Below are 21,290 nucleotides of genomic sequence, written 5' to 3' on the forward strand. Positions count from 1 at the left end.
CACGATGGCAACTGACCGTCCAGGAAACGGTGGACGGGACTCCCGCCCTCGGGACGGAAACTCCGCCCCCGTCCTGGTCCTGCGCCTCAGCCAGGTGGACGGCAGCATGCTCCCGCTCGTGGGAGGCAAGGCCGCCAACCTCGGGGAGCTGATCGCAGCGGGACTGCCCGTGCCTGACGGGTTCTGCCTGACCACGGCGGCCTACCGGGAGGCTGCCAGTACTGTCCTGGACGGTGTGCTTGCGGAGCTCGGCCGCCTCCAGGCCGCACTGCAGCCTTCCGATCCGGGCAGGTCCGCCCAGCTCACCATGCTGGCCGGGAGGGCACGGGAGGCCATCCGCGCCCTCCCAGTTCCACCGCGGGCCGCAGCCGCCGTGGAGCAGGCGTATGCGGCCCTGGGCGGGAACACCCCCGTGGCCGTAAGATCCTCCGCCACGGCCGAAGACCTTCCTTCTGCGAGCTTCGCGGGCCAGCAGGACACGTACCTGAACGTGGTGGGCAGCACCGCCGTGCTGGACGCCGTGCGCAACTGCTGGGCCTCCCTCTGGACAGACCGTGCAGTGGCCTACCGGGCAGCGCTGGGCATCGCGCCGGACCAGGTTGCCCTCGCCGTCGTGGTCCAGCGGCTGGTGGACGCCGAGGCGGCCGGGGTGATGTTCACGGCGAATCCCCTGACCGGAAGGCGCAGCGAGGCGGTCATCGATGCAGCACCCGGGCTCGGCGAAGCTGTGGTTTCCGGCGCCGTCAACCCGGACCACTTCGTGGTGGATACGGAAAAGGCACGGGTTATTGAGCGCAAGACCGGTGACAAGCGCGTTATGGTCCGGCCCCTCCCGGGTGGTGGAACGGAGGTCCTGGAGATGCCTGGCCGGGCAGACTCCTCAAGCCTCACAGACGAACAGGCCGTAGGGCTTGCTGCCCTGGGCCTGCAGGCCGAGCGGCACTTCGGCTCGCCGCAGGATACCGAATGGGCCATCGACACGGGCGGTGCACTCTGGCTGACGCAGTCCAGGCCCATCACCACGCTGTACCCCGTACCGCAGAGCCGGTCTGCAGGTGCCGGAACCCGGCTGTACATGTGCTTCAGCCTGGCCCAGGGCCTCACCCGCCCGCTCACCCCCATGGGGCTGGCGTCACTGCGGCTCATTGCCTCTTCGGTGGCGAAGGCGGCCGGGTTTCCCGTTCCCGATCCCCGGCACGGCCCGCCGCCCTACGCAGAGGCAGCCCAGCGCATCTACGTCGACCTCACCACGCCGGTCCGGAGCAGCGTCGGCCGCCGCATCCTCCCCCGGGTCTTCGACATCATGGAGGCCAGGTCCGCCATGGTGGTCCGGGAGGTTTTCGACGACCCGGAGTTTTCGGTGATCCGCAGGACGCCATTTGGATTCCTCCGCCATGTCCTGCCGGCAGCGGCTCGTGGCCGCGTGCCGGAGACGGCGCTCCGTGCGCTGTTCCGGCCCAGGGCGGCGCTCCGCCGCCTGGACTCCTTCACCCGGCACTATGCCGAGGACCTGGAGCTTGGCGCAGGAGCAGGTCCCCTTGATCGGCTTGACCACGCGGAGCGGCTCCTGGAGGGCAGGCTCTTTGCCATCGTGCCCGCGGTCCTGCCCCTGCCCGCGGTGGGATTCGCCATGCTGTGGCTGGCGGGAAGGCTGATCGGAGGACAGGACCGCCGGAAGGACCTCGAAATGGTGCTCCGCGGCCTGCCTCGGAACGTGACAACCGAGATGGACCTCGAGCTGTGGCGCCTTGCCGCGGCTGCAAAGGACGACAGGGACTCACGGGCGGCCCTGGAGTCGCGGGAACCGTCCGCGCTCGCAGCGGACTTCAAGGCCGGCACCCTGCCCCCTGCCCTGCACGCAGGCCTGGTGCGGTTCCTCGACCGCTACGGGCACCGGGCCGTGGCCGAAATCGATGTTGGCATGCCCCGGTGGTCGGACGATCCCACGCACATCCTGGGCGTCCTGGCCAACTACCTGCGCCTCACGGATCCCGCCATGGCACCGGACGTCCAGTTCAGCAGGGCCCAGGCTGAGGCGGAGGCGGCCGTGCAGCAGCTTGTTGGGGAGGCACGCCGCCGAGGGCGGGCCCGTGCGCTGGTGGTGGGCGAGGCCCTTTCCCGGGCCAGGCTGTTCGCCGGGCTGCGGGAAATGCCCAAATACCAGCTTGTCCTGGGTTTGGCGGAGGTGCGGAAACAGGTGGCCCTGGTGGGAGCCGCGCTTGCATCCGAGGGCAGGCTGGAGAGCCCGGAAGACATCTTCTTCCTCGATTTCGGTGAGGCCAGGCAGGCCCTCCAGGGCCCGGACCCGCAAGGTTCCCGGACACTGCGCGGACTCGTGGTGGACCGGCGGGCCGCTTACGCCACCGAGCTTGGCAGGCGCCATATCCCCAGGGCCCTGCTCTCGGACGGCACCGAACCCGAGGTGCTGTACGCCGCCGCACGTGTCGCGGCGGGCAGCGCCACATTGTCCGGCAGTCCGGCATCGGCGGGATCGGTCACCGCCCGGGCCCGCGTCATCCTGGACCCTGTGGGCGCCCACCTGGAACCCGGGGAGATCCTGGTGGCTCCGTCCACCGATCCGGGGTGGACCCCCTTGTTCCTGACCGCCGGCGGCCTGGTGATGGAGATGGGCGGGCCCAACTCGCACGGCGCCGTGGTTGCCCGGGAGTACGGCATACCGGCGGTGGTGGGGGTGCCGGAGGCCACCGTCCGGCTTGCCACGGGACAGAGAATAACGGTCGACGGCGGCGCTGGAACCATCGTGCCCGGATAGGCCCCGCGTGCCCCGCACCTGCCTGCAGGCAGGTGTGGGGAGCCGTGCCGAGGCGTACCCTTGAGCTATGGACTCCCATCAAGGAGACGGCCGGACAATGAACCACCGGAATGTGGGCGCCCCGATCATAACCGGGGCCGCAAAACAGCGCCGGAACCGTGCATGGCTGCGCTGGGTTCCTGCCGTGGCCGCACCGGCAGTGATCGCGGCCGGAGTGCTGGTGGGATCCATCCCGGCACGCGCCGGCGACGCCCTGGCGGACAAGACCCCGGCTGAGGTGATTGCCCTGCTCGCCGGCAACAGGACACACACCTTCTCCGGCACGATTGAACAGGTTTCCGAACTCGGATTGCCGGAACTGCCTGCAACGGGTCCGGGTTCCGGTCCTGCATCGGATGACCCCGCCGCGTCCGCGATCGAGATGCTCACCGGTGAGCATACGGCCAGGGTCTTCATGGACGGCAAGGCCAAAGTCCGTCTCCAGGTGGTGGACCGGTTCGCCGAGCGGAACGTCATCCGGCGCGACGACGATGTGTGGTTCTACTCCTCCAGGGACAACTCAACAACGCACCTGACGCTGCCCGCCCATGCCCGCGACCTCCCGCTGGAAGACCAGGCCCTGCCCGGAACCAGCCCGGACAGCACCAGCCCGGACAGCACCGGCCCTGAAAACACCGTGGTCCCGCCGACGCCCCAGGAGCTCGCGGCGAAGTTCCTCGCCGCAGCCGACACCACGACTGCCGTGTCCGTGGGCCCGGAGGTCCAGGTTGCCGGGCGCGCTGCCTATATCCTGCTCCTCGAGCCACGCACCAGCGGCACCCTGGTGGGCATGATCGCCATCGCCGTCGATGGAGAAACCGGTATGCCGCTCTCCGTGGAGGTAACGGCCCGCGGGGGTGGGGAGCCTGCTTTCAGGACAGGTTTCACCAGCCTGTCGCTTGATGCACCGGATCCCGCCCTGTTCAACTTCGTGCCACCGCCGGGCAGTACCGTTGAAGAGCTTCAGATCCGGCATCCTGCACACCCGCCCGTTGGCCCAGGGTCCCCCGGCTACCCGGGCACCCACACCGAACCGGACCAGCTGGAGGCCGGCATCAAGGACAAGGCCGGCTCCTACCTGACCGGGACCGGCTGGGAAACGGTTGTGGAACTACCGGCGGACACCGGTGCCGGTGCAAAGCTCAGCACCGCGCTGGCGCAGAATCCGCTGCTCGCCCAGGCAGCCGCCGTCGTTCCCGGCGGGCGGCTCCTCTCCAGCGCACTCTTCAACGTCCTGCTGACCGATGACGGCCGCGTCTTTGCGGGCATGGTCCCGGCTGACAGGCTGCACGCCGCATCCTCCGCCCCGTGACGGGACCCGCAGGGGTTCCGGGACGGCGGACGTGCGGCCTGACCATCGAGACGCAGGGCCTGACCAAGCGCTTTGGGCAGCAGGTGGCCGTGGACAGCCTGGATCTCGCGGTGCCGTCAGGCGCGGTCTTCGGGTTCCTGGGCCCCAACGGCTCGGGAAAGACCACCACCATCCGGATGCTGCTGGGCCTCGCGGCGGCGTCCGCCGGGACCGTCAGGCTGCTGGGCAAGGAGATGCCCGGCAGCTTCCAGGATGTCCTGCCACGGGTGGGGGCCCTGGTGGAGGGGCCCGCCTTTTATCCGTTCCTTTCGGGGACCGCGAACCTCCACCGGCTGGACGCCGCCGGCCGGCACGCGGATCCCGCCACCCGCCGGGAACGGGTGGGTTTGGCCCTGGAACGGGTAGGGCTTGGCCACGCCGCCGGCAAGCGGGTCCACGCGTATTCGCTGGGCATGAAGCAACGGCTGGGCATCGCCAACGCCCTCCTGTCTCCCCGCGAGCTTCTGGTGCTGGATGAACCAACGAACGGACTGGACCCGCAGGGCACCCGTGAAGTGCGGAACCTGGTCCGGTCCCTGGCAGCCGACGGGACCACCGTTTTCGTCTCCAGCCACCTGCTCGCCGAAGTTGAACAGATCTGCACGCACGCGGCCGTCATGAGCGCGGGCCGCCTGGTGGCGCAGGGCCCGCTGGCCGAACTGCGCCGGTCCGGCAGTTCGCGCCTGCGCCTGGTGACCCCGGACGCGGGTCCGGCGTCGTCGGTCCTGGCCGCGCTGGGACTGTCACCGGAAACAGGGGCGGCCCAGCCGGACGGGGACGTGCTCCTGGCTGCCTTGGCAACGCCGGGATTCCAGTCGGAGGCCGGGGCGGGGCAACCCGCCGCGGAGGACATTGTTGCGGCACTCGTCAAGGCAGGCGTCCGCGTCCGCGGTTTCGCGGTGGAACGGGAGAGCCTTGAGGACCGGTTTGTTGAACTGACGGGGGAGGGGTTCGACGTTGCCCAGTAGTGTGCCGGCGGAGGCGGAGGTTGTGACGGCCGTGGCGGGGCCGCGGGGAGCCGGCCTGTCCCTCCTGTTGTCCGAAATCGCGGTCCTGTTCCGGCGGCGCCGAACCTGGGCCCTGCTGCTCGCGCTGGCCGCCATTCCGGTGCTGATTGCCGTGGCCGTGAGGGTCTCATCGGCGGTTCCTCCCGGGCGCGGCCCGGCCTTCCTGGACCGGATCACGCAGAACGGCCTGTTCGTTGCGTTCACCGCCATGCTGGTGTCCGTCCCGCTGTTCCTGCCGCTCACGGTGGGCGTGGTGGCGGGGGATACCATCGCGGGCGAGGCCAACCTGGGAACGCTGCGGTACCTGCTCGTGGCGCCGGCGGGCCGGGTCCGGCTGCTGCTGGTGAAATATGCCGGCGCCCTGGCGTTCTGCCTCGCAGCGCCCCTCACCGTTGCCCTCGCCGGCGCTGCCATCGGGGCCGCCCTTTTCCCCGTGGGCCCCGTGACCCTGCTGTCAGGTGATGTCATCGAACCGCCTGAGGCCGTGCTCCGGCTCCTCCTGATCTCGGCGTACCTGGCCGTTTCCCTGGCCGGGCTGTCCGCCATAGGACTGTTCCTGTCCACGCTGACGGTGGTTCCGGTGGGTGCCATGGCCGCCACTGTGGTGCTCTCGGTGGTGTCCCAGGTCCTTGACCAGCTGCCGCAGCTCGAGTGGCTCCATCCGTGGCTGTTCAGCCACTACTGGCTGGGCTTTGGGGACCTGCTCCGCCAGCCGGTGCTGTGGGACTCGTTCGCCAGCAATGCGCTGCTGCAGGCGGGATACGTGGCCGTGTTCGGCGCACTCGCCTACGGACGGTTCGTCACCAAGGACGTCCTGAGCTGAACGGAGCCGGGAAACCCGGCCGAATCCTCAGGCGTGCTGGTGCGCCTCGTGTTCTGAATGGCTGGCGGGCTCCAGCTGGAAGGTGCAGTGGTCGGTATCGAAGTGCGAGCCCAGGCAGGTGATCAGCTTGTCCAGCAACTGGTCGGCGCCGCGGGCGTTGAGCACACCGTCCTCCACCACCACGTGCGCCGAGAAGACCGGGACGCCGGACGTGATGGTCCAGATGTGGATGTCGTGCACGTCAGTAACGCCCTCCACGGAAAGGATATGCTCGCGGATCATCTGCACTTCCACGCCCTTGGGACTGGCCTCCAGCAGCACATCCACCACGTCGCGGAGCAGGCTCCAGGCCCTGGGCAGGATCATCAGGGCGATCACGACGGACGCGATGGTGTCCGCCGCCTGGAATCCGGTCACCATGATCACCACAGCCGCAGCGATGACGGCGAAGGAACCCAGCAGGTCACCCAGGACCTCCAGGTAGGCGCCCCGCACGTTGAGGCTCTCCCGGTGCGCTCCGCGCAGGATCATCAGGGACGCCACGTTTGCGGCAGCGCCCAGGATGGCGGCGAACAGCATGATGTCCGTCTGCACTTCCGGCGCAGCGCCGATCCTGCGGATCGCCTCGCTGAAGATGACCACCGAGATCACGATCAGGATCAGGGCATTTGCCAGCGCAGCCAGCACCTCGGCCCGCTGGTAGCCGTAGGTCCGCTGATCGCTGGCGGGCCGCCCCGCAATCCAGGCAGCCAGCAGGGCAATGGTCACCCCCGCCGCGTCGGAGAGCATGTGGCCGGCGTCGGCAAGCAGGGACAGCGAACCCGAGAGGACCGCGCCGATAACCTGGACCAGGACCACGGCGAGCGTGATGGCAAGGACGGCAATGAGCCGCTTCCGGTGCCGGCCTGTTGCGGTGATGCCGTGGGTGTGGCTGTGGTCGTGTCCCATGCCTACAAGGCTAGCCCCAGCCGAGCTCGTGCAGCCGGTCGTCGTCAATCCCAAAGTGGTGGGCAATTTCGTGCACCACCGTCACGGCCACCTCGTGGATGACGTCCTCCCGCGACACGCAAAGGTCCAGGATGGGCCCCCGGAAAATGGTGATCCTGTCCGGCAGGGACCCGGCGTCCCACCAGGAATCCCGCTCGGTCAAGGGGACGCCCTCATAGAGTCCCAGCAGGACGGTGTCCGGGTCCTCCCCGGGCTTCGGGACGTAGTCGTCCTCGATGAACACCGCAACGTTGTCCATGGCGCGGGCCAGCTTGTCCGGGATGCTGTCCAGGGCATCCTGGACAGCGGCCTCGAACTCGTCCTCGGACATGGTGAAGCGGAGGGGTTCGCTGGGGCCCTCATGGGCTGCGGGCAGGCCCGGCGGCAGGCTGGCTGGCATATTCCGACTCTAGCGGGAACCGGCCGCCCCGGTCCTCTGGTCCCGGCTCCTGCGCCGGGTCAGCGCCACGCCCACCAGGCAGACCAGGCCGCCCACCAGGCCCAGGAAGGCAGGAACCTCGCCCAGCAGGAGCCAGGAAATCAGGATGGTGGTGCCGGGCACCAGGTAGGTGGTGGCCGCCAGCTTGCCGGCGTCCACCAGCGAGAGCGCGTACGCCCATGTGGTGAAGGCAATCGCCGTGGGAAAGATTCCGAGGTAGGCCAGCCCCCACGTTGCCGCCGGCGGCGCCGCCTGCAGTTCGCTGACCAGCTGGCCCGCGAAGGGCAGGCAGCAGAGCGCACCCACCAGGATCCCGAACCACGTGGCCTGGGCGGCAGGAAACTTGCGCAGCACCGGCTTCTGGATGATGACGCTGACGGCGGCGAGCACGGCGGCAAGGAGGCACAGCAGCACACCTGCCACGTCCGTCGTCGCGCCTTCCCCGGGCGCGGAGGACTTGGCTGATCCGAAGGCGATCAAGGCCACGCCGGCGAACGCCACCAGGCTTCCGATGATGAGCCACCGCGGGAAGCCCTCCTTGAGGAAGATGCCGGCCATGATGGCCACCAGGATGGGGTTCACGTTGATCAGCAGGGCGCTGGTGCCCGCGTCAAGCACATGCTCGGCGGCGTTCAGCGCCACGTTGTACCCGCCGAACCACATCACCCCGTAGGCCAGGATCGGCCACCACTCCCGGCCCTTGGGAAGGAGCCGGGTCTTCACCAGTTGGGGCAGCACCAGCAGGGAGAGGACGACGGCGGCAATCGCCAGCCTGCCAAGCGTCAGGGAGCCGGGGGAGAAGTGGGGGCCGATCGCCCGGATGCCCACGAAGGCGGACGCCCAGAGGACCACGGTGACCACCATGGCAGCCACCCCAAGTGCCTTGACCGGGGTTGCTGCGGTGTGGGGCGGTGCGGTGGCAGTCCGGTTGGCGGGGCTGGTTGAAGGCATGCAGCAAATCTATCCGGCTGCAAGGGCAGCTGGCTGGCGGAAATCGGCCACGTCTGGGCAACTTCCTGCCAAAAGACTCCGCCCAGGGGCTATTGCGGCGCCGCCCATTCCAGCAGGCGTTCCACGGGCCACGTGGTGATGATCCGGTCCGCGGGGACGCCGTTCTTTTCCGCGCGCTCGGCACCGTACTGCAGGAAGTCGAGCTGGCCGGGTGCATGGGCATCGCTGTCGATCGAGAACAGGCAGCCGGCGTCCAGGGCGAGCTGGATCAGGGGATCCGGCGGGTCCTGGCGTTCCGGCCGAGAGTTGATCTCCACGGCGACGTTGTGTTCCGCGCACGCCGCGAACACTGCTTCTGCATCGAAGTCGGACGGCGGCCGCGTACCGCGCTGCCCCTCCACGAGGCGCCCGGTGCAGTGGCCCAGGACGTTGGTGTGCGGGTCCTGGATGCCGCCGAGCATGCGGCGGGTCATGGTCCTGCTGTCCGCGCGCAGCTTTGAATGGACGCTGGCAACCACAATGTCCAGGCGGTCAAGCAGTTCCGGGTCCTGGTCCAGTTCGCCCGATTCCAGGATGTCCACCTCGATTCCGGCGAGCAGCCGGACCGGCCTGCCCGGCTGGCCGCCGTCGCCTGGAACGGGGCCTGCATTGATTGCCTCCACCACGTCCAGCTGCCGGAGCAGGCGTTCGGCGGAAAGCCCGTTCGCAATGGTGAGGTTGGGGGAGTGGTCTGTGAGGGCGAGGTATTCCCTTCCCAGCACCCCGGCGGCAGCCACCATCAGCTCGATGGGGGAGCCGCCGTCGGACCATTCACTGTGGCTGTGCAGGTCTCCCCGCAGCATCCCGCGGAGTTCCGCCCCTCCGGACGCCAGCGGCGCGGCACCCTTCTCCCGGAGATCCGCCAGGTACTCCGGAACCTGGCCCTCCACCGCCTGGCGGATCACCTGGTAGGTCCGGTCGCCGATGCCCTTCATCGATTTCAGCCGGCCGTTTCCGGCGCGCGCGGCCACTTCCTCCGGCGGCAGCGCGCTGATGGCCGCCGCTGCCTTGCGGAATGCCTGGACCTTGAAGGTGGCAGCGCGTCCGCGCTCCAGCCAGAAGGCGATCTCATTGAGTGCTGCTACGGCATCCATTCGTCCATCTTCACCCGTCCCGCCCGCTCCGTGGCGGTGTTTTTCGCCGATTTTGGATAATTCCTGCCTAGGCCCTATAGTTTTAGAGTCCAGTTCGGAGAAACGCAAAGGACAAAGACGGAAAGCCCAGCTTGACGCCTTTTATTTTGTTCCGAACGGGTTCTGGCCCCCATCGTCTAGCGGCCTAGGACACCGCCCTTTCACGGCGGCGGCACGGGTTCGAATCCCGTTGGGGGTACGCAAGGAACTGGTCAAACAGGCAGAAAATGTCTGGTAGGCTGGAAGCCTTGAAAAAAGCGGTAGAGATACCGCGGAAGCAAGAAACGCAAGGCCCTGTAGCGCAGTTGGTTAGCGCGCCGCCCTGTCACGGCGGAGGTCGCGGGTTCAAGTCCCGTCAGGGTCGCTCTGATTGTTGGAAGAGATTCCGGCTGTCATGGTGACTAGTCACCTAGGCTCTGTAGCTCAGTTGGTAGAGCGTTCGACTGAAAATCGAAAGGTCACCGGATCGACGCCGGTCGGAGCCACCACTGGGAAGCATCAGTTCTTCGGAACTGGTGCTTTTCTTATTTTCCGGGCCTACAGTTATAGGGCCGCACGGAGCTACGTCTCGATCCGGCATCAAAACCCCACGGGCCCGGCCATCCTCCCGCCGATGGCTTTTCAGGTTCCGTAAACTTGCAGGCTGCACCGCCGCGGACACGCGGCACCAGCACAACAAAACACCCGAACAGACGAACGTACACGAGACGAATCTGCACAAGCAGTCTGAGCGCCTACAGCGCATAAGGAGAAACTGGGAATGTCCGCCTCATCCGGCACCAGGACCATCAGCCAACCACCCGGGGAAACACCTCCCGCCGTCAAGAAGGAGGAGGAACAGCCCCCCCAAACCGACGGCCCGCAGCTCGCGCGGTGGGTCTTCTGGCCGGCAGCCGCAGTCATCATCGTTTTTGTCCTCTTTGCCACGATCTTCCCGGCGGCTGCCACCGATCTGTTCACCGCCATCCAGGGCAACGTCATTCGGTGGTTCGGCTGGTACTACGTTGCAGCCGTTGCGCTCTTCGTGGTGTTTTCACTGTGGATCGGACTCAGCCGCTACGGCGATATCAAGCTGGGCCAGGACGATGACGAGCCCGAGTTCTCGGTGGTGTCCTGGTTTGCCCTGCTCTTCGCGGCGGGCATGGGCATCGGCCTTGTCTTCTTCGGTGTGGCCGAGCCCCTGAACCACTTTGCCGCGCCCCGGCCCGGCGTCGAAGGTTCCCCGTTGGAGCTTGCCCAGCAGGCGATGACGCAGACCTATCTCCACTGGGGCCTCCACGCCTGGGCCATCTACGTCGTGGTGGGTGTATCAATCGCCTACGCCGTGCACCGCAGGAACCGCCCCATCTCCATCCGCTGGACGCTGGAGCCGCTCCTGGGCCGCAAGCGCGTTTCCGGCGGCTGGGGCAACCTGATCGACATCGTGGCCCTGGTAGGCACCCTGTTCGGCGTTGCCACCTCACTGGGCCTCGGCGTCCTGCAGATCTCCGCAGGACTTGAGCAGGCCAACATCGTCCAGGCCACCACCATGACGCAGATCGGTCTGATCCTCTGCATCATCACGCTGACCATCATTTCGGTGGTATCGGGCGTGGGCAAGGGCATGAAGTGGCTCTCCAACACCAACCTGGTCCTGGCCGCGCTGCTCATGCTGGTGGTGCTGTTCACCGGCCCCACGCTGTTCCTGCTGCGCGAGTTCGTGCAGTCGATAGGCCACTACTTCCAGAACGTCGTAGGCCTGACGTTCAACACTCTCGCCTTCTCCGGCGCTGAGGGCGAGGCGTGGCAGGCCGCCTGGACCACCTTCTACTGGGGCTGGTGGATCTCCTGGGCGCCGTTCGTGGGCATCTTCATCGCCCGCATTTCCAAGGGCCGCACCGTCCGCCAGTTCGTGGCCGGCGTCCTCCTGGTACCCACCGCCATGGGCTTCCTGTGGTTCTCCGTCCTGGGCGGCGCCGCCATCCACCGCGAACTGTTCGGCAGCGGCGGGCTCATTGGCGACGACGGCACCGTGGACACCGAGGGCGCACTGTTCAACCTGCTGGGCAGCCTGCCCGGCGGGGTTGTCCTTACCGTGGGTGCAATCCTCCTGATCGCCATCTTCTTCATCACGTCGGCGGACTCCGGTGCGCTGGTGATGGGCATGATCTCCACCGGCGGCGACGTGGAACCCAGGAACTGGCTGCGCATCTTCTGGGCGCTGGCCGCCGCGGCCGTTGCCATCGCCCTGCTCCTGGCCAATGGACTGCAGGCGATCCAGACCGCCGCCATCCTCACCGCCGTGCCCTTCAGCGTGGTGATCATCCTGATGTGCATCTCCACGGCCAAGGCCTTCCACCGGGAACACGAGACCCTGATGCGCGCACAGCGCAAGCTGGCCCGCGACCAGATGGCGGCCCATGTCACGGAGCAGGTCCAGGACTCCATGCATGACTCCGTCCAGGAGCATTACCAGGAGCACGTGGCCGAACAGATCCACGACTCTGTCCAGGAGCACTACCAGGAGCACCTGGCGGACCAGGTGCAGGACCAGGTCAGCGAAGCCGTGGAGGCGCAGCTGAGCGAACGCCTGGCCGCAGGCGAGGCCGCGGACCCGGCGCCGGGAGGACAATCCAGGACGTAGTCAAAGCACCGGACGTAGCCGGTTCCGGCCCCTCAGGGAGGCACCAGTCCAGCCGGACGGGTGCCTCCCTTTTTGTGCCCGGGCACCGGACCGGAGCCCGGGCAAGAGGTGGCATTTCTCACCTTTGCACCCCCTCGAAGGCAACATTTGATCTCGGCGGAAGGTTGTGGCACGCGCGCGTCAGGGGTTAGGTGTAAGCGCTTGCGCAAATTCGGCTCCACCCGGAAAAAGGACGAAGAAACCTGGTTTGATCTCTTCCGTGGAGGCTGCCTACGGTGGAGGCGCGGCCAGGAAAGCACCACAGTTCCGGGCCACTTCTACGGGGACCACCCAACCCCGTTCCCCCCTTGATACAACGGCGTCCCCGATGACGCCTGCCGTGTCGCCGGAGGCCGCCGGAGTTCGAAGGGCATGGGCATCCGCCCGTCTTCCACGAATAGTTTCAACTCCGCGAGAAGAGCAACAATGCATAAGCACCCCCAATCACCCCGGATGCTGCGGTGGCGCCCCGCCGCCGCAGCACTGGCCACAGCCGTTGCTGCCTCGGCCTTCCTGGCCGTTCCCTCAGCCCAGGCCAACGAGCCGGCCGATCCGCCGGCCGCCGAGCAGATGCCGGCGCCCACCCCCGGTTTCCCCCTCCCCACGGAACACACGCAGGAAGCCTTCGACCCGGCGTCGGACTTCACCTCCAAGTGGACCCGCGCCGACGCCAAGCAGATCATGGCGCAGAGCGACCCCACTGTTGCCCCTGGCGAGAACTCCATGAGCCCGGACGTCACCATGCCGGAGATCCCCGAGGATTTCCCCACCATGAACGAGGACGTGTGGGTCTGGGACACTTGGTCCCTCACCGACGAAAACGCGAACCAGATCAGCTACAAGGGCTGGGACGTCATCTTCTCGCTCGTTGCTGACCGCCACGCCGGCTATGGCTTCGACCAGCGCCACTGGAACGCCCGCATCGGCTACTTCTTCCGCAAGACCAACGCCGACCCGGCCAAGGACAAATGGAACTACGGCGGCCACGTCTTCGCCGATGGTGCGTCCATCGGCAACACCGAATGGTCCGGCTCCACCCGCCTGATGCAGGGCAACCACGTGAACGTGTTCTACACGGCCACCACGTTCTACGACATTGCCGAACGGAACGCAGGCGGCGGCGGCATCGCCCCGGATGCGTCCATCGCCAAGGCCCTGGGCAAGATCCATGCAGACGAGAATGGCGTCACGTTCGACGGCTTCGAGCACACCAACCTGCTTGAGCCTGACGGAAAGATGTACCAGACCAAGGAACAGAACCCGGGCTTCGCCTTCCGCGACCCCTACACCTTTGCCGACCCTGCCCACCCCGGCAAGACCTTCATGGTCTTCGAAGGCAACACCGGCGGCACGCGCGGCGAGTACGAGTGCAAGCCCGAAGACCTCGGTTACCGCCCCGGCGATGCCAATGCCGAGTCCGTTGACGAGGTCAACAGCAGCGGAGCCTACTACCAGACAGCGAACGTGGGCCTGGCAGTTGCAGACAACAAGGACCTGACCAAGTGGTCCTTCCTGCCGCCGATCCTCTCAGCCAACTGCGTGAACGACCAGACCGAGCGTCCGCAGATCTTCATCCAGAATGAGGGCGGCAAGAACAAGTACTACCTGTTCACCATCAGCCACCAGTTCACGTACGCCGCCGGCATGCGCGGCCCGGACGGCGTCTACGGCTTCGTCGGCGACGGCGTCCGCTCGGACTACCAGCCGATGAACAACAGCGGCCTGGCCCTGGGCTCGCCCACGGACCTGAACCTGCCGTCGGAGTCCCCTGAGGCACCCACCCCGAACCAGAACGGCCGCCAGTTCCAGGCGTACTCCCACTACGTGCAGCCCGGCGGGCTGGTCCAGTCGTTCATCGACAACGTGAACGGCGTACGCGGCGGCTCGCTGTCACCCACCGTGAAGATCAACTTCCGGGACGGCATCTCGCAGGTGGACCGCAGCTTCGGCCAGGACGGCCTTGGCCCGTTCGGCTACCTGCCCACCAACCTCCGCGTTGGCGGCGAGGGCCACTACAAGTAAATCCGACTGCCCTTGAGTGCAGTCCAGCTACAGGCAGGGACGTCCGGATCACGGGCGCCCCTGCCTGCTGCCGTTAAGGCACCGCCGGGGATAGGGTGGGGATCAACAGAAGGGGGAGTGCCTGATGGAATACCAGAACCCACAACCCAGCCAGGGGCTACAGCAGCGTGCCGCGCCGGTTCCCGTACCCGGCCCCGGCCGGACCGTTATATCCGAGACAGCCGTCGCCAAGGTGGCGGGCATAGCAGCCCGTTCCGTCCCCGGTGTCTACTCCCTGGGCTCTGTCCCGTCACGCGCGCTCGGCGCCATCCGTGACGCCGTCGGCAGTTCCGACCATGCCGCCGGGGTACGGGCCGAAGTCGGCGAAACGCAGGTTGCCGTGGACATCAGCCTCGTGGCCAGCTACGGGACACCGCTCCACTCGCTCGCCAACCAGGTCCGCGCCGCTGTCTACCGGGCGGTGGAGGAACTCGTGGGGCTGCAGGTGATCGAGGTTAACGTTGAAATCACTGACGTCTACATTCCGCCTCCGGTCAAACCCGCCGTTTCCGGACCGGCTGACGTTTCCGGCAGTGCCGGAAGGGAGGCGCTGCTGTGAACCTCACCGTGGCCGGCGCAGCAATGGGCGCGTTCGTCGCCTTCATGTCCCTCCAGTTCGGGCTATGGGGCTTCCTGGTTTCCCTCCTCTTCATGGCCATCGGGGCACTGCTGGGCCGGGCCGCCGAAGGGAAGCTGGACCTTCGCGGGGTCCTGGACGCCATCATCGGCCGGCGCTCGTCCTCATGAGCTCCACAGCCCCGGCCGTCCGGGGCCAAGAGCTGAGCGGCCACAACCGCATCAGTACCCAGGCCCTGACAAGCCTCGCCAAAGCCGCAGCAGCCCAATTCCTCGGCGTGGAAGCCGAAGACGTCCGCGCTGACTGGTCGGACGACGACGGCATGCTGGCGCTGTCCCTCGTCGCGCCCATCAGCATGCCCCCGCTGAGCGCGGTGGTCCTGGATCCCTCGCGCGTCGCGGGAACAGGAGGTTCCATTTGGGACCGGACCGTCAGGGCAAAGGCGGGAATCCTGGCCACGGTGGCGGAGCTTAGCGGTTCCGGATTGAGCCGCGTGGACATCAGGATCACCGGGGCAAAGATCAGTGAAGGGGGGCGCGTGCGATGAGCCGCCGCGTTGAGGGCCAAGGCCCGGACATGGACCGGATACTGCGCCGTGAAACCCGGTCATCGCGTGCTGTGGTGGCTACCGCAGCCGCCGTCCTGGTCATCGTGCTTGCGGCCTACGGGCTCCTCGAAGCAGCAGTCCATGCCATAGGGCAACCGGCCTGGCTGATCGAGCCGCAGGTGGCAGCAGAGCGCCTGGTTGCGCTGCCGGCGGGAATCCCTCCCTTGCTGCTGGGCGCCATTGGAGCGGTACTGGCAATGGCCGGCCTGGTCTTCCTCCTTAATGGGATTCTGCCCGGACGCCGCGCCCGCCACCTTATGGGTGGCGGCAGGGACGCCGCAGGCCCGGCCGTTGTGGTGGACGATGAAGTCATTGCGTCCTCGCTGGCACGGCGTGCCCGGCTTGCTGCAAACGTCACGCCGGAACAGGTCATGGTGGTGGTCTCGAGGCGGCAGGTAGTGGTGAACGTCCGGCCCACCTCCGGCGTGCCCGTGAACCAGGACGCGGTCCTCGCGGCAGTCCGGAGCGAAGTGGATGCCATGGCGCTGGATCCCTTGCCCGAGGTGCGGGTGAACGTGGCAACCTCCGGAGTGATCGGCGCATGAACAGTACCCCCACTCTTCTCAACCGGATCCTGGTCGCGGCCCTGGGACTGCTGCTGCTTGGAACGGGCGGCCTGCTGATGTTGCTGGCCGCGGTGCCCGCGGTGGGCTCCTGGTGGCGGTCCTGGTCCGCGGACGCGTGGAGCGGAATCAACGCGGCATTTAACGCCACCCGGTTTCCGGGACGGCCCGAAAGCTGGCTGTGGATCCTGGTGGCGCTGGGCCTGCTGGTGGTGATCGGCCTCATGGTGGCCTGGGTTGCCCAGCAGGGCAAAGGGCGGGACGATGTGCTGGCCGTCGAGTACGATCCCGGTGAGGTCCCGGGAGACGTGCGGATCGGCGGGGGAGTGGCTGAGCAGGCGCTGAAACATGCCCTCGCGCACCGTCCGGACCTTGCCGGCGCCACAGTGACCACCTACGACGTCAAAGGCGCACCCGCGTTGAAGGTCCGGCTCCTTCCGCGGCAGGGCGTGGCCCCGCACCTGCTCGCAGACGAGGTGTCGGTGCTGGTATCAGCCCTGGAACAGGCCGTGGGAAAGGACATTCCCGTGCTGATCCATATCGGAGCCGGAGCGCGGACGCGCTTCCGCAGGGCAGAGCGCGTCCGCTGAGGCAATTTTTAGGTTACCGTTCAGAAACAAATCGGTGTAAACGCTTGCATGAGCGCCCCCGGCCAAATTACCGTGATGGTCACCACAAAGTTTCTGGCGGATGTCATTTCTGCAACTCATAGAGGAGTTCTTTGCATGAAAAATCGCAAGTACCTGCTACCGGTAGCGGTGACCGGAATTGTGGCGCTGTCCCTCAGCGCATGCAGTTCGGAAGAAGGGGCGTCTGATCCGGCCGCCACCGCAGACTGTTCCAAGTACGAAAGCTACGGCAAGCACGACGGGAAGACGGTCTCCGTGTACTCGACCATCGTGGATACGGAGGCCACCAACCTTGAGAAGACGTGGGCTGCTTTCGAAAAGTGCACCGGAGCCACGGTCAAGTACGAGGGCAGCAAGGAGTTCGAGACCCAGATTGGTGTTCGCGCGAAGGCCGGCAACGCACCCGACATCGCAATTTTCCCGCAGCCCGGTCTGATGGCAGACCAGGCCCGAGCCGGAAACCTGAAGCCCGCGCCGCCGGCCGTATCGGACGCAGTTGATAAGAACTGGTCGGCGGACTGGAAAAAGTACGGCACTGTAGATGGCGTGTTCTACACCGCCCCGATGCTGGCCAACGTTAAGGGATACGTCTGGTATGCGCCCAAGACTTTCGAAGACAAGGGCTGGGAAGTTCCCAAGACCTGGGACGAAATGCTGGAGCTTTCCAAGAAGATCGCGGATGAGGGAAGCATGAAGCCCTGGTGTGCCGGTTTCGAATCCGGTGAAGCAACGGGTTGGCCGGGAACGGACTGGGTGGAAGACGTGGTGCTCCGCTCGCAGGGCCCTGAGGTTTACGATCAGTGGGTCAATCACGAGATTCCCTTCAACGACCCCCGCATCGTGGAGGCGATGGATAAGACCGGGGAGATCCTGCTTGACGACAAGATGGTGAACGGCGGATTCGGTGACGTACGCTCCATTCTCACCACGGGCTTCGCACAAGCGGGTCAGCCGGTGCTTGATGGACAGTGCGCCATGCACCACCAGGCGAACTTCCAGGCTTCCAACTGGCCCGAAGGCACCATCGTTGCCGAGGACGGCGACGTCTGGGCCTTCATGACCCCGCCGATCGACGAGTCCAAGGGCCTCACCATCACAGGCGGTGGCGAAATGGTTGGCGCCTACAAGGACACCCCCGAGGCTCAGGCGTTCCAGGCTTACCTCGCCAGTGCTGAATTTGCCAACGACCGCGTCAAGCTGGGAGGCGTCGTCAGCGCAAACAAGGGCCTCGACCCGGCCAATGCGCAGACCGAGCTGGACAAGCTGAGCATTGAGTTGCTCCAGGACGAAGAAACAGTGTTCCGTTTTGACGGTTCCGACCTGATGCCCGGCGCTGTTGGTTCCAACTCCTTCTGGAAGGGCATCGTTGCATGGATCAACGGAACGCCGTCCAAGGATGTCGCGGACAGCATCGAAAGCAGCTGGCCTAAGGGCTAACCCTCCCTGGTTCTGTGCCTCCGGCTTCAAAGCCGGGGGCACAGTTTCATCCTGCATATTCGATCAACGGACAACCACGGAGACAGGCAATGGAATTCATCGGAGGAAAGTTCCTTCAAGTCGTGATCGCGCTGGCGGTCTTCGCTGCGCTTATTGGACTCATCATGCTGTTGGTGGACAGGGCACCAAAATCCGCCAAAGACAAACTCACGGTTGCAGGCTTCCTCGCCCCTGCAGCAATCCTCCTGCTCGTTGGGTTGGTATACCCCGCCGCGCAGACCTCGTTCCTGGCGTTCACCGATGCCAATGGCAAATTGAACGGGGTTGATAACTTCGTCTGGATGTTCACGCAGCCGGAAGCCTTGGTAACGCTCCGGAACACCATCATCTGGACCGTTCTTGTACCGTTGCTTTCTACCGTTTTTGGCTTGGCTTATGCAGTCTTTATCGATAAAGCGCACGGTGAGCGGATTCTGAAAGCCCTCGTGTTCATGCCCATGGCCATTTCGTTTGTCGGCGCAGGCATCATCTGGAAACTCGTTTACGACTATCGCGGTCCCGAGATTGAGCAAACCGGCGTACTGAACGCACTGCGGGTCACTTTTGGAATGGAGCCCAAGCAGTTCCTGCTGGACGCCCCTGAGAACACCATCTTCCTGATCATTGTGATGGTCTGGATCCAGACGGGCTTCGCCATGGTAATACTTTCGGCCGCGATCAAAGGCGTGCCTGCAGAACTGGTGGAGGCTGCCAGGCTGGACGGTGCCAACCCTTGGCAGCAGTTCCGCAACGTCACCATCCCGGGCATACGCGGGTCCCTCGTCGTTGTGCTCACCACAATTACCATCGCTACGCTGAAAGTGTTCGACATCGTCCGCACCATGACCGCCGGCAATTATGAAACCTCGGTGGTTGCCAACGAGATGTACACCCAGGCGTTCCGTGCCGGCGAGCCGGGCAGGGGTGCCGCGCTGGCATTGATCCTCTTCCTGCTGGTCCTGCCAATCGTCGTTTACAACGCCCGCGTTCTTCGTCAGCAAAAGGAAATCCGATGACCGTCATGCCAGCGCCGGATGAGGCGGCAAAAACACGAACTGCGGCCAAGCATGGCAACGGCGCCACTCCAGTGGGTGAAAGTTCCGCTCCGATCATGCGCCGGGTCAAGAGCAGACTCACGTCCCGCTGGGCGACAGCCGCTGCCCTGATCATTGCTGTGGTTTGGACCATTCCCACATTTGGCCTGCTGGTGTCTTCATTCCGGCCAGCCACAAAACAGGTGGGACCCCGTTCGGACGGCTGGTGGAATTTCTTTGGCGACTGGCAGTTCACGTTCAAGAACTATGTGGACGTTACTGCTCCTGGCGGTTCCCAAGCGGCTAACCTGACGCAGTACTTTGCCAACTCACTGGCCATTGTCATTCCGGTTACCGTCTTTGTCCTGGTTCTGGCGTCCATGGCCGCCTACATTTTTGCATGGGGTAACTTCAAGGGCCGGGAAGCCGCTTTTATTTTCGTCTTCGCGCTGCAGATCATCCCCTTGCAAATGGCCCTGATTCCACTCCTCCAGCTCTTCACCCAGGTCCTGCAGATTCCGCCGGGGTCATATACCCAACTATGGATCGCCCACACCATCTTCGGCTTGCCGCTCGGCATCTTCCTGTTGCACAACTTCATTTCTGAAATTCCAGGTGAGGTTATTGAAGCTGCCAAGATGGATGGCGCCGGTCACACGACCATCTTCTGGCGGGTCATCCTGCCTTTGTCGGTCCCAGCTCTTGCATCGCTGGCGATCTTCCAGTTCCTTTGGGTATGGAATGACCTGCTCGTGGCTCTGGTATTCTCCGGCGGAACCGCGGACGTGGCCCCCATCACCCAACGCTTGGCGGAGATCTCTGGAACCCGCGGTGCACGGGACTACCTGAATCCAGCGGCAGCCTTTGTTTCCATCATCGTTCCGCTTGCCGTCTTCTTCAGTCTGCAGCGGTACTTCGTCCGCGGGCTCCTTGCAGGAGGCCTCAAGGGCTGACAGACCGCGGCGGCCCGCAGACTTACCGGCTGGCCGCAGCCCTGCCGGCACTGGATGGCCCCTTATCAAGTGATGAGGGGCCGGAAAGGCTCAAGATGAGTACCAGAGGGGACATCGTGGCACGCACAACTGAAAGGTCTCAACGGGGCGGCCACAGCGGCGTCAGCATTGAAGACGTGGCGGCCGCCGCTGGTGTATCCACGGCCACAGTCTCGCGGGCGGTCCGGGGACTGCCCAGGGTCTCACCGGCAACGCGGAAAAAAATCCTCCAGGTAGCGGAGAACCTGGGCTATGTGGCCTCAAGCTCGGCCTCGGGCCTTGCCACCGGCCGGACCAAGACCATCGGGGTGTTGGCGCCTTTTGTGAGCCGGTGGTTCTTTTCCAAGGCCATCGAGGGTGCGGACAGGGAACTGCATGCCCGCAACTACAACCTTTCCCTGTTCAACCTGGGCGGGCACGGCAGCAACCGGGAAAGGCTCTTCAGCAAGACCATGGTCTACAAGCAGATCGATGCGCTGCTGGTCCTGTGTATGGCGCTGACCCATGAGGAACTCGAGCACCTGCAGAAAATCGACATTCCCCTGGTGGTGGTCGGCGGCCATGTCGAGGAATGCGCCTACATCGGGATAGACGACTACGCGGCAGCCTCCACGGCCGTCCGCCACCTGATCGACCTGGGCCACCGGGACATTGCGCTGCTGCACGGCGACGACGAGACGGACCTGAACTTCGACGTTCCCCGCGTCCGCATCCTGGCGTTCAAGGACGTGATGACGGCGGCCGGGCTTCCCACCCGGTCCGAGTGGGACGAATGGGGCGACTTCACGGTCCGCAGCGGACAGGCGGCCTTCCGCAGGCTCTGGTCCAAGCCCGGGGCCAAGCCCACCGCCATCTTCTGTGCCTCGGACGAGATGGCGATGGGCGTGATCTTCGAAGCCTCCCGCCTCGGCGTCAGGGTCCCGGAAGATTTGTCCGTCGTGGGAATCGACAACCATGACTTTGCTGAGGCCGTGGGCCTGACAACGGTGGGCCAGCGGCCCGACGAACAGGCCGAGCTGGCCACCAAGATGCTCCTTGATGAACTGGACGGGCAGGTTGGGGCGGTCCAGTCCGCCGTCGCGCCCCATGAACTGATTGTCAGAAGGACGACGGCGCCGCCACAGTCCTAGGGGCATCCATCCGCGGT

19 protein-coding genes and 3 tRNA genes are annotated in these 21,290 nt (G+C 65.7%); 18 read left to right on the forward strand and 4 right to left on the reverse strand.

Going from position 1 to position 21,290, the window contains the following annotated elements; genetic code table 11:
* Positions 1-4: 4 nt before the first annotated feature.
* The 4 genes from AC4BCK_RS03025 (at position 5) to AC4BCK_RS03040 (ending at position 5,993) form a co-directional block, all read left to right on the forward strand.
* Positions 5-2,773 (forward strand): PEP/pyruvate-binding domain-containing protein, encoded by a 2,769-nt coding sequence (locus tag AC4BCK_RS03025; RefSeq protein WP_490566568.1) that lies wholly within the window; start codon positions 5-7, stop codon positions 2,771-2,773.
* A 97-nt stretch (positions 2,774-2,870) separates the two neighbouring features.
* Positions 2,871-4,124: a LolA-like protein gene (locus tag AC4BCK_RS03030; RefSeq protein ID WP_246256320.1), complete on the forward strand. Its 1,254-nt coding sequence runs from the start codon at positions 2,871-2,873 to the stop codon at positions 4,122-4,124.
* On the forward strand, positions 4,121-5,131 hold the full coding sequence (locus tag AC4BCK_RS03035) for an ABC transporter ATP-binding protein (protein ID WP_251424613.1): 1,011 nt from the start codon (positions 4,121-4,123) through the stop codon (positions 5,129-5,131). Before AC4BCK_RS03030 ends, AC4BCK_RS03035 begins: the two co-directional genes overlap by 4 nt.
* On the forward strand, positions 5,121-5,993 hold the full coding sequence (locus tag AC4BCK_RS03040; RefSeq protein WP_246256322.1) for an ABC transporter permease: 873 nt from the start codon (positions 5,121-5,123) through the stop codon (positions 5,991-5,993). Before AC4BCK_RS03035 ends, AC4BCK_RS03040 begins: the two co-directional genes overlap by 11 nt.
* 27 nt (positions 5,994-6,020) lie before the next feature.
* On the opposite strand, the gene AC4BCK_RS03045 is transcribed toward AC4BCK_RS03040, so the two are convergent.
* The 4 genes from AC4BCK_RS03045 to AC4BCK_RS03060 form a co-directional block, all read right to left on the reverse strand.
* Positions 6,021-6,941 carry a cation diffusion facilitator family transporter gene (locus tag AC4BCK_RS03045; protein WP_174179417.1) on the reverse strand — a complete coding sequence of 307 codons (921 nt, stop codon included), beginning with the start codon at positions 6,939-6,941 and terminating at the stop codon, positions 6,021-6,023.
* Between the two features lie 10 nt (positions 6,942-6,951).
* Positions 6,952-7,380, reverse strand: a complete 429-nt coding sequence (locus AC4BCK_RS03050; RefSeq protein ID WP_400598554.1) for a metallopeptidase family protein — start codon at positions 7,378-7,380, stop codon at positions 6,952-6,954.
* Positions 7,381-7,389: 9 nt separating this feature from the next.
* A complete protein-coding gene (locus tag AC4BCK_RS03055) occupies positions 7,390-8,370 on the reverse strand; it encodes a DMT family transporter (RefSeq protein ID WP_174179421.1) in 981 nt (326 codons plus the stop codon).
* Positions 8,371-8,459: 89 nt separating this feature from the next.
* Positions 8,460-9,503 carry a PHP domain-containing protein gene (locus AC4BCK_RS03060; protein ID WP_310111823.1) on the reverse strand — a complete coding sequence of 348 codons (1,044 nt, stop codon included), beginning with the start codon at positions 9,501-9,503 and terminating at the stop codon, positions 8,460-8,462.
* A 165-nt stretch (positions 9,504-9,668) separates the two neighbouring features.
* Here AC4BCK_RS03060 and AC4BCK_RS03065 point away from each other — a divergent pair.
* From AC4BCK_RS03065 to AC4BCK_RS03130, 14 genes are all read left to right on the forward strand, one after another.
* A tRNA-Glu gene (locus AC4BCK_RS03065) sits at positions 9,669-9,741 on the forward strand.
* A 91-nt stretch (positions 9,742-9,832) separates the two neighbouring features.
* A tRNA-Asp gene (locus AC4BCK_RS03070) sits at positions 9,833-9,906 on the forward strand.
* 48 nt (positions 9,907-9,954) lie between these two features.
* A tRNA-Phe gene (locus tag AC4BCK_RS03075) sits at positions 9,955-10,030 on the forward strand.
* Positions 10,031-10,302: 272 nt separating this feature from the next.
* Positions 10,303-12,165: a BCCT family transporter gene (locus AC4BCK_RS03080; RefSeq protein ID WP_251424619.1), complete on the forward strand. Its 1,863-nt coding sequence runs from the start codon at positions 10,303-10,305 to the stop codon at positions 12,163-12,165.
* A 465-nt stretch (positions 12,166-12,630) separates the two neighbouring features.
* A complete protein-coding gene (locus AC4BCK_RS03085; RefSeq protein ID WP_363956377.1) occupies positions 12,631-14,226 on the forward strand; it encodes a glycoside hydrolase family 68 protein in 1,596 nt (531 codons plus the stop codon).
* Between the two features lie 124 nt (positions 14,227-14,350).
* Complete coding sequence (locus AC4BCK_RS03090; protein WP_310111817.1) at positions 14,351-14,824, forward strand: Asp23/Gls24 family envelope stress response protein; 474 nt, start codon at positions 14,351-14,353, stop codon at positions 14,822-14,824.
* Complete coding sequence (locus AC4BCK_RS03095) at positions 14,821-15,012, forward strand: hypothetical protein (protein ID WP_066273523.1); 192 nt, start codon at positions 14,821-14,823, stop codon at positions 15,010-15,012. The genes AC4BCK_RS03090 and AC4BCK_RS03095 overlap by 4 nt, the downstream gene beginning before the upstream one ends.
* A complete protein-coding gene (locus tag AC4BCK_RS03100) occupies positions 15,009-15,389 on the forward strand; it encodes a hypothetical protein (protein ID WP_400593873.1) in 381 nt (126 codons plus the stop codon). Before AC4BCK_RS03095 ends, AC4BCK_RS03100 begins: the two co-directional genes overlap by 4 nt.
* Entirely contained in the window at positions 15,386-15,994 is a 609-nt protein-coding gene (locus AC4BCK_RS03105) for a hypothetical protein (RefSeq protein WP_400593876.1), read from the forward strand. The genes AC4BCK_RS03100 and AC4BCK_RS03105 overlap by 4 nt, the downstream gene beginning before the upstream one ends.
* Positions 15,991-16,602: a hypothetical protein gene (locus AC4BCK_RS03110; RefSeq protein ID WP_364320067.1), complete on the forward strand. Its 612-nt coding sequence runs from the start codon at positions 15,991-15,993 to the stop codon at positions 16,600-16,602. Before AC4BCK_RS03105 ends, AC4BCK_RS03110 begins: the two co-directional genes overlap by 4 nt.
* A gap of 135 nt (positions 16,603-16,737) precedes the next feature.
* Complete coding sequence (locus AC4BCK_RS03115; protein ID WP_363956492.1) at positions 16,738-18,078, forward strand: ABC transporter substrate-binding protein; 1,341 nt, start codon at positions 16,738-16,740, stop codon at positions 18,076-18,078.
* Positions 18,079-18,167: 89 nt separating this feature from the next.
* Positions 18,168-19,133, forward strand: a complete 966-nt coding sequence (locus AC4BCK_RS03120) for a carbohydrate ABC transporter permease (protein WP_363956386.1) — start codon at positions 18,168-18,170, stop codon at positions 19,131-19,133.
* Complete coding sequence (locus tag AC4BCK_RS03125) at positions 19,130-20,104, forward strand: carbohydrate ABC transporter permease (RefSeq protein WP_364320069.1); 975 nt, start codon at positions 19,130-19,132, stop codon at positions 20,102-20,104. Before AC4BCK_RS03120 ends, AC4BCK_RS03125 begins: the two co-directional genes overlap by 4 nt.
* 116 nt (positions 20,105-20,220) lie before the next feature.
* Complete coding sequence (locus tag AC4BCK_RS03130; RefSeq protein WP_363956392.1) at positions 20,221-21,273, forward strand: LacI family DNA-binding transcriptional regulator; 1,053 nt, start codon at positions 20,221-20,223, stop codon at positions 21,271-21,273.
* Positions 21,274-21,290 lie beyond the last annotated feature (17 nt).

Source organism: Pseudarthrobacter sp. As-47 (assembly GCF_058215595.1).

What these genes read in the sequence shown, in the direction of transcription:
- AC4BCK_RS03125 (WP_364320069.1), top strand. Translation starts at nt 19,130, where the DNA reads ATGACCGTCATGCCAGCGCCGGATGAGGCGGCAAAAACACGAACTGCG.
- AC4BCK_RS03045 (WP_174179417.1), bottom strand. Translation starts at nt 6,941, where the DNA reads ATGGGACACGACCACAGCCACACCCACGGCATCACCGCAACAGGCCGG.
- AC4BCK_RS03080 (WP_251424619.1), top strand. Translation starts at nt 10,303, where the DNA reads ATGTCCGCCTCATCCGGCACCAGGACCATCAGCCAACCACCCGGGGAA.
- AC4BCK_RS03110 (WP_364320067.1), top strand. Translation starts at nt 15,991, where the DNA reads ATGAACAGTACCCCCACTCTTCTCAACCGGATCCTGGTCGCGGCCCTG.
- AC4BCK_RS03090 (WP_310111817.1), top strand. Translation starts at nt 14,351, where the DNA reads ATGGAATACCAGAACCCACAACCCAGCCAGGGGCTACAGCAGCGTGCC.
- AC4BCK_RS03055 (WP_174179421.1), bottom strand. Translation starts at nt 8,370, where the DNA reads ATGCCTTCAACCAGCCCCGCCAACCGGACTGCCACCGCACCGCCCCAC.
- AC4BCK_RS03060 (WP_310111823.1), bottom strand. Translation starts at nt 9,503, where the DNA reads ATGGATGCCGTAGCAGCACTCAATGAGATCGCCTTCTGGCTGGAGCGC.
- AC4BCK_RS03100 (WP_400593873.1), top strand. Translation starts at nt 15,009, where the DNA reads ATGAGCTCCACAGCCCCGGCCGTCCGGGGCCAAGAGCTGAGCGGCCAC.
- AC4BCK_RS03120 (WP_363956386.1), top strand. Translation starts at nt 18,168, where the DNA reads ATGGAATTCATCGGAGGAAAGTTCCTTCAAGTCGTGATCGCGCTGGCG.
- AC4BCK_RS03085 (WP_363956377.1), top strand. Translation starts at nt 12,631, where the DNA reads ATGCATAAGCACCCCCAATCACCCCGGATGCTGCGGTGGCGCCCCGCC.
- AC4BCK_RS03050 (WP_400598554.1), bottom strand. Translation starts at nt 7,380, where the DNA reads ATGCCAGCCAGCCTGCCGCCGGGCCTGCCCGCAGCCCATGAGGGCCCC.
- AC4BCK_RS03025 (WP_490566568.1), top strand. Translation starts at nt 5, where the DNA reads ATGGCAACTGACCGTCCAGGAAACGGTGGACGGGACTCCCGCCCTCGG.
- AC4BCK_RS03030 (WP_246256320.1), top strand. Translation starts at nt 2,871, where the DNA reads ATGAACCACCGGAATGTGGGCGCCCCGATCATAACCGGGGCCGCAAAA.
- AC4BCK_RS03105 (WP_400593876.1), top strand. Translation starts at nt 15,386, where the DNA reads ATGAGCCGCCGCGTTGAGGGCCAAGGCCCGGACATGGACCGGATACTG.
- AC4BCK_RS03115 (WP_363956492.1), top strand. Translation starts at nt 16,738, where the DNA reads ATGAAAAATCGCAAGTACCTGCTACCGGTAGCGGTGACCGGAATTGTG.